Source organism: Candidatus Binataceae bacterium (assembly GCA_035308025.1).
In the GTDB taxonomy this organism is placed as follows: domain Bacteria; phylum Desulfobacterota; class Binatia; order Binatales; family Binataceae; genus JAJPHI01.
Genome location: DATGHL010000052.1, coordinates 27,370 through 41,868, shown reverse-complemented (window position 1 = coordinate 41,868; position 14,499 = coordinate 27,370). Strand labels below are relative to the sequence as shown.

Sequence of the window (14,499 nt, the reverse complement as noted above, 5' to 3'; positions counted from 1 at the left end):
CGTTCACTGGCTGAAAGATTTCACCCTTATGCTCTGCTGCAAAGACTGCAAGCTAGGAGGATGCGATGGATATTTTTAATCTGCATTGTTGCCTTCTTCGGTGGGGTACAGGCTTGTCGTTACGCCATCACGATCGACGTGGAGAAACCGACGGAAGGCCAAAAAGTGGGGCTTTTTGAACACATCGCAATATTCAACCCGCCCCCAGACATAAAGCCGCACCCTGTCCCCCGTTCGGATCTCCTGAAAATCGACACGGCTGAGCCATTTAGTGAGCTTTGGGGCGGTGAAAAACTCGGCGTGCGGAGTCAAGACAAAGGTTGGTCCAAAGTTGGCCTCTGGAAATTCGGTTGGGTTAGGAAATGGGTCTCCCGTTACGATGGCGATGCAGGACCAAAACCTAACTTCATAAGCCGGAGTGTTTCCTTCGTTCCTGATAATCAAAGTGATCGTTGGCGTGCCGCTTTCCCTGAGATCGTCTACACCATCCGGCGTTATGGACAGATAAGCCCGCTGCGCCTTTGCCGCGATTTCGCCCTGTTCCTTAACGGCGCACCATTGCCAAATCGAGGTAAGCCAGAGGCCGAAAGTGAAGATTACCAAAGCGCCAGTAGCTACCTCTTGGAACCAGATCGGCAGACTCTTCGATTTGGCGGTTGGATAATAGTAATTATAAGTATAGTTTTCGACGGCCTTGGTGGTGTCTTTGGGACTGCTTTGATCGCCCATCGTAGATATTACGCCGGGACTTTGGTGATGTCGTTTTGCGGCGGCCTCGGTTTGGCCTGCCTCAGAATGGTTTGGCGGTAACGGCATTGCCGCAATCAACAACAGTGAAACGAGGGCGATCACGCGGGCCATTTCTTGCCCTCTGCTTCGGCCTTGCGCCGTCGCGCAAAGCGCGCTTTCTGGCTGCGGAAGTGCGGACTAGTTTTCAGTTCGTAGTCCTTACAGGTGTAGCAGTAGAAAAAGATGATCTTTTTCTTGGCTTCGCCGATTTTAGACATGGCGTCTCGCCCTCGGAACCAAGTGCAACGTCAACTGTGTGGGTTTTCTGGAATGATGCAGGAGCGTCCGCCAGTTCGGGCGCTTCAGCATCCTGCTACGGCTTCGCCGAAAATGTCAGGGTTCTTCCGGTTGTTATACCGGTACTGAAATTCCGCCAAATAGAGCGGCAGATACTTCTTGCTGACGTTGTGATAGGTGCCAACGATCCCGCGCTTCAACAGCGACCAAAAGCCTTCAATGCTGTTGGTGTGGACCTTCCCGCGCACGTATTCACCGGCGCTGTGGCTGACTGTCTCATGCGGGAATCCGAGCGCATCCAAGTAGGCATAGCCCTTGTGCTCGTCAGTCGCGACCAAATCGACATTCCCGCTGACCGTCTTGTGCACGAATTTGTTGAGCGTCGCGGCGTCTGCATTCTCGATCACTTGGCAAACCACATTGCCCTTGCGGGCAATCGCGCCGATGACCGTGGTTTTTCCGCTTGGCCCAGTAATGTGCTGTTTCTTGTCCCAGTGGCGATTCTTATCCTTGCCGCCAAGGCCAGTCTCGTCGATTTCAACGATACCCATAAGCTTCTGAAATTCCGCATCTTTCATTCCCGCGCGCAAGCGATGACAGAGAAACCACGCGGTCGGATAGGACGATCCGATCTGCCGCTGAATCTGCATGGCGCTTACGCCCTTCTTGCTGTTGAGCATCTGCCAGAGCACTTCAAACCACGTCTTGAGCGGGTAGTTTGTGTTCTCGAAAACCGTCCCGACGAGAACCGAAAACCGATAGGGATGATCGTGATTACGGCACTGCCAGTGGAAAGGTCGGGCCTTGGACGCATAGACCTTTTCGTTTCCACAGCGCACGCATTTGACCTTGCCGTCAGGCCACCGGCGATCCATCAGAAACTGTTTGCAAGCATCGCTGGTCGGGAAGGTCACCATCAGTTCGCGTAAGGTCATCATGGGAAGAAAGATAGCACCAGCAGAATCCGTAGTCAAGTCCTTTAGACTTACCTAAACTTGACCGCGCCTCGCAGACTCGGCCGCCCCCCGCGCTCGCTCCGCTCGGCAACCGTGCGCGGGCGGGGAGGGCGTCATCTTTTATGGGGCGGCGGGGGGCGCGGGGCTGCGAGAAACGATTGGCAAGCCGAGCTCCGAAGAAAGCGCTCGTGGTTGGGTTTCATTTGACGGCGCAGCGGAGCAAGTCGTGTTCTGACTTGCCTGGGCGCTGTTCCACCATGACGACCAATGTTTTACCCATACGGCCATGTCGCCGGATTTTTCGTCCTTTCCCGGAATCCAGCCCGCAAATTGCTTCTGTTCCGCTTCCGAAAGGCTCGACGGATAGTCGGCCTGTTGCAGAGCGATAAGGGTCTGGTGAATTCGCAGTCGATTGTCGGCGTCGTCAGTCCACAGGCATTGGAGCAACCGCGGGATCGCTATTGTATCAATTGTTGGGGAATGGATGCTTACGAGTAATCTCGCGACGTCGTCGACCTTCTTGCTGGGCTCATCCTTGAAACAGAGATCCGCGATGACCGGAGCCATCAGTTGCTGGAAGGCCTGACGCCCGTCGCAACTGTTTGTATGTGAGGCCATGAGTTTTACATACTCATGACTCCTGAAATTGTCTTTGTCCGAAGCATTCAATTTGCGCAGTCGCCACTGGTAGTAACGAATGACTGAGCCTGCCGAAGCTTGCGTCCAGTTCGATGTGGACACGCTGCCATACACAATCCTACTCACAACATAGGAAGGAAAACTCGACTCAAAACAGGAGAACAAAACGATTGCGGAACCCAGAGACAAGAGTCCGAAAGTTATGATGTCCGCCAGACCGTGCCTGAACTGCCACCAATAAAGAAGAGGGCTAATGAGCCGTTCGCGGTAAAGAATATATCCATAATTTATTGGCTCGGCCGTTCGGAAAGCCCGCCACAACAGACGAAACCTCTGCAAGCGAGCCTCGGGAGGTATCGCCGCTAACGCAACTTGCAACTCGTCCGCAGGTTCGGATAGTGCCGCGCCAGGCGGACGTGTCCCCGCTTCAGGTAAATGCTCCGTGGTAACTTGCTGAAGTTTATTGAGAAGTTCCGGGTCGCTTGAAACTCTTATTTCCAGCGTTCGAACGAACTCATCCAGAGCAGCTTTCTGCTTGGTGGCGATGCGATCATTAATTCTGGCAACCCAGGCCTGAAAAGGTTTCCATAAGCTGGCGCTCTGACCAGGCATCGAGATGCTTTGGATACCGCTTGTGAAAATCGATTGATACCCGGCGGCAACCAGCAACGCCGCGAACAGCGAAGTGTCCTGGATCACCGAGGTATAGTCCAAGAACCAAAAGAGCAGAACCGGTAGGGCGGTATAGGCGAGAAAAAGCTGCCAAGTGGCAAAGAAACTCCAGCCGTCGGGGTAATCCGCCAATCCGCTGTTGACGGTGGAGCGCGCTACCACTCCACCAACCAGCGCGACTATAAGGTACGAATAATAGGCCGGTATATCCGGAGACGACGGCATCTCCGCGTCAGTTTCTAGGCCAGACTGCGAACAAGCGAATTCGCATAGTCACGGGCGTTCGGCAGCAGAACCAGGTAGGCATCCCCCACGCGGTCAGGAATCAGTTCGCCTTTCACCATGACGAGGTATGTCGGGAGTTCCTTCAGAGCGCGAACCAACTCATCCGGCTTGAGGCCGGCCTTGCTCATCACGGCATAGCCGTCACTGGCCTTTTCGCCTAAAACGTCAAGTACGCGGAGTGCTTCGTCGCTGAACTTTTGCTGCATAACCTGCACCCTTAATCGAAGGTTCTCAAGAGGATTTTAGCTGAAATGCGATGAATTTGAAATTGGCGGCCGAAGGCGCCGGTCTCGTCGCGAAGCTGCCCTATGGGGCAAGAGCTATTTGACGAGGTCGGCGCGGGTCAGAAACTTGTCAAAGAAAATCTGGTGTGCCGGCACGCCGAGCCGGTCCAGGATCGGCAGCGCTGCATCGATCATTGCAGGTGGCCCGCAGAGATAAGCCTGTAGGTCATCGCCGTGACGCCATCGCGAGATCGCCTCGGTGACCATCCCGCGTTCGCCCGGCCAGTCCGCATCATCGGTCGCGTGCGAGAGCACCGGGACAAATTTCAAATCGGCGAATTCCTTTTCGTAGCCGCGCAACTCATCGACAAAGCAGAGATCGTGGCGAGTGCGCGCGCCGTAAAGCAGGCGAATCGGTCGAGTTGTTTCGGTCGGCGCCAGCTCTCGCAGCATCGATAGCACCGGCGCTAGTCCCGACCCACCTGTGATGAAGAGTAGCGACGGCTCGCCAGGGCGCAGCGCGAAATTTCCATAAGGTCCGCGGATACTGAGGATGTCGCCGGCCTTGAGCCGCGATGCGGCCAGATAGTCGGAGAACAGTCCGCCGGGGACCAACTTGATAAGTATCTCGAGTTCGCGCCTGACCGTCGGGGGATTAGCCAGCGAGTAGGCGCGCCACTCTTCGGTTCGCGGCACGTTCACTTCGATATACTGACCGGCTCGAAACCCGAGTGAGGACTCGATACCAAGATGAATCAGGAACAGCCCCGAGGCAATTTCGGCGAGATCGATTACGCGAGCATCGAGATAGCGTGGCGGTGTGTCGTCCTCCTCGACGTGTTCGAGCCAGATTTCGACGTCGCTTTCGGGATAGGACGAGCATAGCAGCGTCATCCCGGCGGCGCGCTCGTAGTCCATTAGGGCGCTGAGCGAGGCTTGGGAATCGTCAACCTCGCCTTCGATGAGCCTGGCCTTGCACGAACCGCAGCCGCCGGAGCGGCAGCCATGAGGAAGACGCAGCCCCTCGCGGAAAGCGGCGTCGAGGATGGTCTCGCTCTCGAGACAGTCAAAGGAGCGTCCAGCCGGCTGCAGGGTCACCTTGAACATGGCTGTGGCCGCCCGACCGGACCCCGCTGGATTGACTAGAGCTGATCCTGCGGGACCAACTCTTGCGCCCGCTCGCGGCTGAAAACCGGCGTGGTGTTCAGCGGCGAATGGACGATGTAGTCGCAGGCCTTCATGTCATCGATCGTCCACATGCGCTCGGTCGCGAGGGTCGGCTGCGCGATTAGCGTTTTGCCATCGGACCGGATGTAACCGAGGTCGCGGACGACCTCGGAGAATTCATAGCCGTCGTAAATCTCGTAGAAACCTTTGAAGCCCGCATAGTGTTCGGGCTCGCGATCGTAGATCCATTCGCATCCGGGCGAGCAAAAGGAAATCCAGCGGCCGTCTTTCCAGATCCGGCTGCCGGCACTGGCGTCCGGGCGCGGAAAAATCCATGGCAACTGGCAGACCTGGCAGAAGGCCGGGAGCTTGCCCAGCTCGGAGAGAACGAAGCGACGATCGCTGGGATCGGTCGTGGCCTTATAGGATTCCCAGAACTTGCCGTAGTAGGAATACCAGCCAGGGTATTTTTTCTCGAACCATTCCATCTCGCGCTCGTCGGGCGGATCGTAGCGATGATAGAACTCGCCCCACGCGCCGTAGAGATAGACTGCGGCGGAATGCGACGCCCATTCGATATTGCGCAGGATGTGGTCCATGAACTTCGGCTTGCGGATGCCGTACTTCTCGAGTTTGCGATAAAAGTTTTCGTAGAAATCTTCCAGAATCCAGCGCTCATACATCTCTTTGCCGGATTCGTCTTTGTGGCGAGTGAAGTAGTCCGCCGCGAGCATCAGCGGCACTTCAAAGCCCATGTGATTGCGCCACGACCACTTGTCGAGGGCGTCCTGGATCAGCGGCAGGTTGCGATCATCGCCCAGCAGAGTCATCAGAGTGGCGTAACCGTTGGCCATGTGGCGTGATTCGTCGGACTGGATCGTCAGCAACGTCGAGGCCAGGACCGGGTCGCCGGACTTGGTCGCCGCCGAGGTCATGCCGACGAAGAAGATGTTGGAATCGGCGGTCTCGGCGAAAATCTGGATCGCGATCGAACTCTCGACCGGATCGGCGGTCATCGAATCTTCGAGAAAGGCACGAAAAGCGTTGGAACCGACGTTGGTGCCCGCGCCATAGAGCGCGATGTCGTACCCGGCCGGATCCTCCCAGGTCCGCATATGATGGCGCACGGCGCTGAGCTCGAGTTGCGCATGGCGCATCTCGTCGAGCGACTGCATCATGTAACCTTGGCGCAACTCGGTGGGGGCGACCGTGCGCGCCATCCGGCCCATCTGGCGGCCGGCAGCATACTCGGCGCCGGAGAGATTGGAGAGCACAAACTTCATCGCCTCCATCCAGCGCGGCTCGGGATTGGCGGGCTGCAGGCGGCTGGCGGCTTCGAGCAGGGCGAAGTGGCGGACGTCCTTTTCGCGCTCCATCTGAAAATACTCGCGGACGAAAGTCTTGAAAGGGTCGATCGCCTTGCGCGGCAGATGGAAGCGGGTGGGCTCGACAAACTTTTGCGCCGGATCGATATAGCTCGGCTCCCAATCCATGTTTTTGACGCGGTCGTAATTTTTGTTCAGAGCGGCCATTTTTTCCTCGCTGAACCGTTGCGGAGATTTTCGCTGCTACGCAGTCAGAGTGACGCTGTCGTCGTTGACGTCGATCGCGCCGACGTAGGACGACAGTATGACGAGAAACCGGGTAACGTCGTAATCGCTTCCGAGGGCCTCGATCACCCGCGGAATCTCAACCGTGAGCCGATTTTGGCCTTCGATCGAGACGTAGGCGGGATAGCGTTGAATCACAGCCTCCGGATGGGCTTCCGCGAGCACCGAAACCACCGCGTCGGCTTCCTGCCCGACCATCAGCTTGAGCGCAACCTTGTGCCCGTTCGAACTCATGCGGCCACCCGTGAGCGCGTCAGCCCGGCGGCGGCGACCAGCTGAGCCTGCTCGGCGATCAACTTGTCGAGGATTTTTCTGAAACTCGCCTGATCTTCCCGTGGATAACGTGCTAGGGGCGCCAGTCCTTCGGCAGCGGCGAGCGCGAGCGGCGTCCAGCGATCGAGCCATTCTTCGATAATGACGCGGTTGGCGGGCTGATTGGCAATGACGAAGCGCGCTAACTCGGCGGTCGTGGCGACGGCGCGCTGGCGATCAGACTCGACGGTCTCGGCGATCAAGGGAGTAACCGGATCACCGCACGCGCACGCTTGTTGCGCTACCAGGTAATTGCCGAGCAGGCGCCCGACCAGCGGCTCGAAGACAAGGTTAACCGCGAAGATGATCTCGGCCCAATCACGCGACGCGAGCAGATACTCGACGTAACGCCGGATTGGTTGCAAGGCCGGATCGCCCATCCAGATGTCCATCGCACCCGCATCGGAGAAGCCTTGAACCTGTTCTTCCAGCGCCATGCAATGGAGCGCAATGTCCTGCGCGTGACGTTCCTTGTCCACCGCCTGAAAGAGATAGGGCGTGGCGACGACGTCGGATAAGGCCTCGCGCTGGGCGTAACAGAGCGCCATGAAGAGCCCGTATTCCGCGTAGCGCCAGGCAGCATAGTAATGTCCGAGAAATCCGAGCCACGCCTCGCCGACATTCTGGTACAGGCCCAGACGCGCCGCGCCGTCCATCGCGAGCTGGATCGAGTTCTCCTGCCCGGCCTGCATCTCGACGTAGGGCCGAAACCACATCTGCGACGGATCGCGGTAGCCCCACCATCCGGCTTGCGAATAGCGTGCGCTCTGCTCGATATGATGGTCTTGCTCGAAGGCGACGGCAGTCTGCTTCGTGGCGCGGCTTGCGTCGTACCACCAGGTCGAGGGCTTCGGCAGGGCGACGCATTTGAGGCGCGTCGAGCGCTCGTCCCACGACGGGCGGCCGTCGTGACCTAAATTAAACCAGCCCTGCTTGGCGAAGTTGTGCGGGCTCCATTGGCAGTGGAGCGTCAGTTCTTCGTATTCGGTCGCGCGATTGCGCGTCGAGGTAACGTAGCGGAAGGGAGCTTTGGCATTGTTCATTGGCTGTCGGCCTTTGATCCTTGAGCCCGATCATCGAGCCCGCTCATCCCCGTCAAGGCTGCTTACTTTAACCGCCAGTCGAAATCATTTCCTCAGGAAATAAAAGTATATCCGCCAATTTTACTTTGCCGTCAAGGGAGACGATTAACTCTCCACGGGGACTCTCGACCAAATCCGATGCGGCGTTGCAACTGCCGACCGTTGATGCGAATCTGAAATTTCAAAATCAAAATCCCAGCGCAAGCGAGGAACCCTATGAGCGGCTATACGATTATCGACGTTGACACGCACGTCACCGAGACCGGCGACCTCTGGACGAGTCGCGCGCCCGCGAGTATGCGCGACCGCGTACCGCGCATCGAGACCAGCAGCAACGGCCGGATGATGTGGGCGGTCGGCGGCACTTCGATGCTCGCCAGTCCGGGGCTGACCGCGACCGCGGGCGTGGGCAGCATCAAGAACCCGCCCAAGACCTTCGAGGAGATGCACCCCGGGGCCTACGACGCCAAGGCGCGGCTCAAGTACATGGATGAGATGGGCATCTGGGCCATGGTCATGTATCCGAACGTCGGCGGCTTCGGCGCGCAGCAGTTCCTGAAGTTAGGCGACCCCGAGTTGATGCTGACCTGTGTGCGAATCTACAACGATTGGCAGACCGAGTGGGCATCGGCCGATTCGCGCCGCCTGTTGCCGATCACCTCGATGCCGTTCTGGGACATCACCGAATCGGTGAAAGAGGTGCGGCGCTGCGCCGCGATGGGCCACAAGGGCATCCTGTTCACCGGCGAGCCGCAGTACTGGGGACTGCCGCTGATGGGCGATCCGCATTGGAATCCGTTGTGGGAGGTCGCTTGCGAGTTCGACCTGCCGATCAGCTTCCATATCGGATCGGGCAACATGGAAGAGGGTCTGCTGCAGAACAAAATGCAGATGTACGGCAAGATGGCGGCGTTTGCCGAGTTGGCCGTCGATATCTTTCTGCGCAACGGCGTTCAGCTCGCCGACCTGTTAATGTCCGGGGTGCTGGCGCGGTATCCCAAAATCAAGTTCATCTCGGTCGAGAGCGGCATCGGCTGGATCCCCTTCATGCTCGAAGCGATGGACTACCAGTACCAGGGCAACAGCGTGGCGGAGGAGCGTCCGGAATTTGATCGGCTGCCGTCGGAATACTTCACGCGCAACATCTACGCCTGCTACTGGTTCGAGCAGATCGCGCCGCGCCGTCTGATCGACAAGGTCGGCGCCGATAACATTCTTTTTGAAACGGACTTTCCTCATCCGACTTCGCTGTACGGCGAGGACGTTCACGACCGGATCAGGAGCGGCCTCTCCGACTGCGAAGAATCAGTGCGGCGGAAGATTCTGTGGGGCAACGGCCAGCGGCTTTACAAAGTCGAGTCGCCGACGGCCGCGGACGAGGCAAAGCGCGCCGCATAGATCGACCGGCGATTCGCGGGCGCGCCGATCAGGCTGAGTGGAGGCAAGCTCAGCTTTTTCGGCGGCCCGGTTTGCGCGCGTAGAGCGTCGGATCCTCGATGCTGGCGGCGGCGAAGCCTTCGACACGTTCCGCGCATTTCGTACAGGATCCGCAATGGATGTTGCCGGTTGGGCGTGCGCACGAGACGGTCAGCTCAAGCGGCATCCCGGCGCCGCGCTCGATCACCTGAGCCTTGGTCAGGCCAGCAAACGGCGTCAACACCTTGAGCTTGATCCCGACGCCCAGATCGACGGCGCGGGCAAAGGCGCGAAAGAATTCGGGGCGCGCGTCGGGGAAGGGATTGCTCTCGAGTGGCGCCATCGCGATTTCGCCAATCTGATGACGCGCACAGAAGACCGCGGCCTTCGCCAGCAGAATCAGATTGCGGCCCAGGATGTAATTGGACGAGAGCGCCGCGTTGTATCCCGGAACGTCGCGGCCAGTCATGCTCCAATGGTCGCCGGCGAGATCGTTCATCGGAAGCTTGAGGACGGTGACGGGCTGAACATTGCGCATCGCGAGCGTGCGGATAAAGCGTCTGAGGGTGGCCAGTTCCGATGTCTCCCAGCTCAATCCGGCGCGAATATAAACCGGATAGACCTGGCGGCCTGAACGCGCGATCACGCCGAGCATCACCGAGCTATCGAGGCCGCCGCTGGCGAGGATCGCGACGCGCTCGGGAAGCACCGCGATGCGGTAATCGATCCTCTCCGGCTGCGCAGACGACGCCATTGGCGCGCCTTCAGTTGAGGAGGCGGCCGCCGTCGATCATCAGCGTGGCCCCGGTGGTGAAGTCGGCGTTCTCGCAGAGAAAGACCACGGCGCGCGCAACATCTTGGGGCGTGCCGAGCGTCTTGGTCAAGGTCGCCTGCCGCAACCGCTCGATCTCGGCCGCATCATAATCCTCGGGCGGCATCACGGGACCCAAGGCGACGATATTGACCTGAACTTCCGGGGCCAGCGCCTTGGCCAACGCCCGCGTCAGTCCAATCAGCCCGCTCTTCGAGACAGTGTACGGCAAATAGTTGTTGTAGGGCCGGATGCCGGCCCAATCGCCGATGTTGACGATTTTGCCGGCGCCCTGACGGCGCATCGCGGCCCCGGCGAACTTCGACAGAAAGAACGGCGCCTTCAGATTGGTATCAAGATTGACGTCCCAATCGCGCTCCGTGACTTCGCTCAGCGGTTTGCGAAAAAAAATCGAGGCCGAGTTGACCAGCACGTCGATACGGCCGAAGGCGTCGAGCACATTCTCTATCAGCTTTTCGATTTCGGCGACTTTTTCGAGATCGGCTGCGAAGCTGCGGGCGCTACCGCCCTGCCCCGTTACCTCTGCGACAGCCGCCTCAGCCTCGGCGCGCGAGCTGCGATAATGAATAGCGATTGCTGCGCCGCGCTCTGCGAGCGCGATCGCAATCGCGCGGCCAACACGTTTGCCCGCGCCCGTCACGAGCGCCACTCGACCCTTCAATTCCACCGAATAAGCCTGTGTTATACAGAGTTTAGAGCGACGCCGCGATCGCGCGCAGAATCGCGAGGTTGTCCGAATGGCCGGATTTCGACGCGGTCACATGTCCGAGGAGCGGGCGCCCCAGCAGGTAAAGGTCGCCGATCAGGTCGAGGATTTTGTGACGCGCGAATTCATCGGGGAAGCGCAGCGTCGTGTTCACGACCTTCTCGTCGTCCACGAGAATCAGGTTATCCAGGCGGCCCCCGCGCGCGAGACCCATCTCGGTGAGCTTGTGAAATTCGCTGACGAAACCGAAAGTGCGCGCGGGCGCAATCTCGCGCTCGTAAGTTTCGGCCGAATCCAGCTCGAAATGGACGCGCTGAACGCCGATCGGTTGAGGGTAATCGAGCGTGTAATCGATGATCAGGCGCTCGGCCGGCTCAACCCGGATAAATTCGTCGCCCTCCCCCACCTGAATCGGCGCGGCGACCCGCACGGGCTCGAGCGACGCGGCCTGATCGCGCAGCCCGGCCGCGCGCAGTTGGCTGCAAAATTCCGCGGCGGAACCGTCGAGCGCGGGCAACTCGTCGTCGGTCTTGACCAACACGTTGGTGATGCCGAGGCCGTGCAGCGCCGACATCAGATGCTCGACCGTGCGAATCGAGTGGCCGTCGCCGCTTAGCGTGGTGTTGTAACCAGTCTCGGTGACGTTCTCGATGCGCGCGACAATCGAAGACTGATCGGCCAGCGACGAAAAGACGATCCCGCTGCCGGGCGGCGCCGGATGAAGAATCACGCCGGTCTTGAGTCCTGAGTGCAGCCCCTGCCCGCCGATTACCAGCGACTGCGCGACAGTGCGCTGTGGTCGCATCCCGGTCCGATCGAGCCGCTCGCGGCCGGCTTCGGCGATGGTGTGGCCGGGTACCGCGGCCGCGCGGTCAGGATCGCTCACGCCCGCCAGCACACGATCAATCGAAGCGAGCAGCCCGGTCACGGAAAAGGGCTTTTCGATGAAGTCGGCGGCGCCGAGTCGAGTCGCCGCAACCGCGTTCTGAATATTCGCGTGACCCGAAATCATAATCACCGGCATCGCGGGATGTTCATGCTTGATGCGCCGGAGCAGTTCGATGCCGTCGAGCCCGGGCATCCAGACGTCGAGCAGCACGAGGGCCGGATTTTCGCGCGCGATCAGGCTCATCGCGGCCGGCGCGTCGCCGATGTCGAGCACGCGATAGCCCTCGTCGCTCAGGAGGCCGCGCAAGGACGACCTGATGCGCGCCTCATCATCCACCACCAGCACGGTCGGGCGCATTTTTTTCAACCGCTCGCGTCTGCCGCGCGCCGCCGCCTCACCTGCATCATCAAGTCGTAACATTCGTTGTTGGTTGATCCTTTATGGGGAATTCGAGGACAAATCTACTGCCGTGCGGCGGACGATCGTAAACGCGGACGAAGCCATGATGGTCGCTGACGATCGCCGCGACGATCGCCAAACCAAGGCCGGTGCCGCCGCTTTTGGTCGAGAAGTACGGCTCAAAAATCCGCGCGCGCAGGCGCGGTTCGATCCCGACGCCGTTGTCGGCGACTTCGAGCGCCACAATCCCGCTCGCGATTTCGAGACGCGTGGTGACGCGGATGCGCGGCCGTTCCCCGTTTTTTTGCGCGCTCGCCGCCGCTACACCATTGTCGAGCAAATTGACCAGGGCGCGTTTGAGCGCCTCGCGATCCAATGCAATCGGTGGCAGCCCCCGCTCGAGCTCGATCGCAAAATCCACCGCCGGATGAGCTTCGCGGAAAAAGCTCACGGTCTCCTCGGCCAGCGCGTTGAGATCGCCCGGCACCGGCGTCACCTGCGGCATGCGCGCGAATCCCGAAAATTCGTTGACCAGACGCTTGAGGTCCTGAACCTCGCCGACGATCGCGTTGGTACACTCGTCGAGCAGGCGCGCGTCGGCGTCCGAGGTGGTCGCCAGATTGCGCCGCAGGCGCTCTGCAGAGAGCTGAATCGGCGTGAGCGGGTTCTTGATCTCGTGAGCGATCCGGCGGGCGACCTCGCGCCACGCCTCCATGCGCTCGACCTTCGCCAACTGGCTTACGTCCTCGAAAAACAGGACCGCGCCCAAATCGTGCGGCGCGCCGTCGCCGTTGGTCTCGATTCCCAACGGCGTCACCGTGACCATCAGATCAGTTTCGGCGCCACCGCTGTCTAACTCCAATGGGAAACGAGTCTCGCGCCGCGGCATACTAGCGCCAAAATAATCTTCGAGCGCCTGCACCAGCGCCGGATGAAAACAGTGATCGTACGCCTGGCCAACAGCCGTCGCAGTCAATCCGAGCATCCGCTCGGCGCAGGGATTGATCGCCGTGAGCCGCCGCGCCGCATCGAGTCCAACGACTCCAGCCGAGACGTTGCGCAGCAGGGTTTCAGTGTAATGCCGGCGGCGCTCGATTTCCGCTCGCGACGCCCGTAAGTCGGCGGTCATGCCGTTGAACGATTCAACCAGCCGGCCGATCTCGTCGTCACCCACGCCCGGAATCACCAGGTTCAGGTTGCCGGCCGCGATCGCTTGCGTGCCCTCGGCGAGCAGGCGGATTGGCCCAGTGATGCCGCGCGCAATATAGATCCCGAACCAGCTCGCGAGCAGCACCACCGCCAGCCCGATCAGGACCAGGGCCAGAATGTAGCTGTGCATAATCGGCTGCCGCAGGATGCGCAGTTGGAAGTACTCCTGCTCACTGCGCGAGATGCCCGCGGCGCGATCGGCCAGACTGCGCGGCAGGTAGTAGTCGATCACCAGCGCGCCCGTCACGACGTCGGAATCGGCGGAGGCGTAAATTGGCGCCGCACCGCGGATAACGTCCGACTTGCCGAAGCGATCGGTGCGCGGCTGCGGCCGTCCGGCGAGCGTCGCGGTGACAATTTCAGAGTCCGGACCGACCCCGATCCCGGTCGGCATCCGCGGACTCAGGACATGCATCACGAGTTTGCGGTCAGTCGAAAAAATCTCGACCGTGCCGAGGTTGTACTCGTGCTGCGAGCGTTCAATAAATCTGCGCAGGGCGTCGTGCTGATCGGCGGCCAACAGATGCTTGTCTGCGATCTGTCCGGCCAGCACTCGCGCAAAATGCACGGCGTTGTTCGCTGAATTCAAATAATAGGTCTTCGCGATCTGCAGCGAATCATCGAGCACGCGCTCGTACTCGGGATTGAACCAGCTGCCGACGTCGGCCTCGAGGAAGGTCCCCGAGACGTAGAGCAGGAAGACGCTGGGAACCAGCGCCACCGCGCTGAAGCCGAAGACCAGACGCGCCTGCAGCCGCGATCCGAGCAGTCCGCGCCGGCGCTCGAAGATCGCCTTGGCCAGGTTGCGCCCGACGAGGATCAGCATCAGGCCGAGCAGGATGAAGCTCAAGTCGAAGAGCAGGATGACGACCAGGTTCGAGACCAGGGAGTTGTGCGAACGCAGAGGCGGCAGCGTGGTCTGCGCCAGCACGAAGGCAATCAGGGTCAAAGAGGCGATCGCGACCGCGAGCAATTCCCGCCGCCGCCGCTTTAACTCGGTAGTCTTGACGTGATCTGTCGCGGAATCAGCCTCTTTCGGCGGATTGCGGGTTCCGCGTTCCATTCACAACCTCGG

General features: G+C 59.9%; 14 protein-coding genes. 1 reads left to right on the top strand and 13 read right to left on the bottom strand.

Going from position 1 to position 14,499, the window contains the following annotated elements:
- Nucleotides 1-75: 75 nt before the first annotated feature.
- The 9 genes from VKS22_15905 to VKS22_15865 form a co-directional block, all read right to left on the bottom strand.
- Nucleotides 76-861 carry a hypothetical protein gene (locus VKS22_15905; protein HLW72096.1) on the bottom strand — a complete coding sequence of 262 codons (786 nt, stop codon included), beginning with the start codon at nucleotides 859-861 and terminating at the stop codon, nucleotides 76-78.
- Complete coding sequence (locus tag VKS22_15900; protein HLW72095.1) at nucleotides 849-1,007, bottom strand: hypothetical protein; 159 nt, start codon at nucleotides 1,005-1,007, stop codon at nucleotides 849-851. Before VKS22_15900 ends, VKS22_15905 begins: the two co-directional genes overlap by 13 nt.
- 84 nt (nucleotides 1,008-1,091) lie before the next feature.
- Nucleotides 1,092-2,000 (bottom strand): IS1595 family transposase, encoded by a 909-nt coding sequence (locus VKS22_15895; GenBank protein ID HLW72094.1) that lies wholly within the window; start codon nucleotides 1,998-2,000, stop codon nucleotides 1,092-1,094.
- 102 nt (nucleotides 2,001-2,102) lie between these two features.
- Nucleotides 2,103-3,518, bottom strand: coding sequence for a hypothetical protein (locus tag VKS22_15890; protein ID HLW72093.1), 1,416 nt, complete (start codon nucleotides 3,516-3,518; stop codon nucleotides 2,103-2,105).
- A 14-nt stretch (nucleotides 3,519-3,532) separates the two neighbouring features.
- A complete protein-coding gene (locus VKS22_15885; protein HLW72092.1) occupies nucleotides 3,533-3,784 on the bottom strand; it encodes a hypothetical protein in 252 nt (83 codons plus the stop codon).
- A 114-nt stretch (nucleotides 3,785-3,898) separates the two neighbouring features.
- Nucleotides 3,899-4,909, bottom strand: a complete 1,011-nt coding sequence (locus VKS22_15880) for a 2Fe-2S iron-sulfur cluster-binding protein (GenBank protein HLW72091.1) — start codon at nucleotides 4,907-4,909, stop codon at nucleotides 3,899-3,901.
- Between the two features lie 35 nt (nucleotides 4,910-4,944).
- Nucleotides 4,945-6,501, bottom strand: coding sequence for a hypothetical protein (locus tag VKS22_15875; protein ID HLW72090.1), 1,557 nt, complete (start codon nucleotides 6,499-6,501; stop codon nucleotides 4,945-4,947).
- A gap of 36 nt (nucleotides 6,502-6,537) precedes the next feature.
- Entirely contained in the window at nucleotides 6,538-6,813 is a 276-nt protein-coding gene (locus tag VKS22_15870; protein HLW72089.1) for an MmoB/DmpM family protein, read from the bottom strand.
- Nucleotides 6,810-7,934 carry a hypothetical protein gene (locus VKS22_15865; GenBank protein HLW72088.1) on the bottom strand — a complete coding sequence of 375 codons (1,125 nt, stop codon included), beginning with the start codon at nucleotides 7,932-7,934 and terminating at the stop codon, nucleotides 6,810-6,812. The genes VKS22_15870 and VKS22_15865 overlap by 4 nt, the downstream gene beginning before the upstream one ends.
- 255 nt (nucleotides 7,935-8,189) lie before the next feature.
- Between VKS22_15865 and VKS22_15860 the strand changes: the two genes are divergently transcribed.
- Nucleotides 8,190-9,371 (top strand): amidohydrolase family protein, encoded by a 1,182-nt coding sequence (locus VKS22_15860; GenBank protein HLW72087.1) that lies wholly within the window; start codon nucleotides 8,190-8,192, stop codon nucleotides 9,369-9,371.
- Between the two features lie 49 nt (nucleotides 9,372-9,420).
- Here VKS22_15860 and VKS22_15855 read toward each other — a convergent pair whose 3' ends face one another.
- From VKS22_15855 to VKS22_15840, 4 genes are read right to left on the bottom strand one after another with little or no spacing between them, the layout of a single operon-like run.
- Nucleotides 9,421-10,143, bottom strand: coding sequence for a 7-cyano-7-deazaguanine synthase (locus VKS22_15855; protein HLW72086.1), 723 nt, complete (start codon nucleotides 10,141-10,143; stop codon nucleotides 9,421-9,423).
- A 10-nt stretch (nucleotides 10,144-10,153) separates the two neighbouring features.
- Nucleotides 10,154-10,888 (bottom strand): SDR family oxidoreductase, encoded by a 735-nt coding sequence (locus VKS22_15850; protein ID HLW72085.1) that lies wholly within the window; start codon nucleotides 10,886-10,888, stop codon nucleotides 10,154-10,156.
- A 25-nt stretch (nucleotides 10,889-10,913) separates the two neighbouring features.
- Entirely contained in the window at nucleotides 10,914-12,173 is a 1,260-nt protein-coding gene (lpxC, locus tag VKS22_15845; protein HLW72084.1) for a UDP-3-O-acyl-N-acetylglucosamine deacetylase, read from the bottom strand.
- Nucleotides 12,174-12,222: 49 nt separating this feature from the next.
- Nucleotides 12,223-14,487 carry an ATP-binding protein gene (locus VKS22_15840; protein HLW72083.1) on the bottom strand — a complete coding sequence of 755 codons (2,265 nt, stop codon included), beginning with the start codon at nucleotides 14,485-14,487 and terminating at the stop codon, nucleotides 12,223-12,225.
- Nucleotides 14,488-14,499 lie beyond the last annotated feature (12 nt).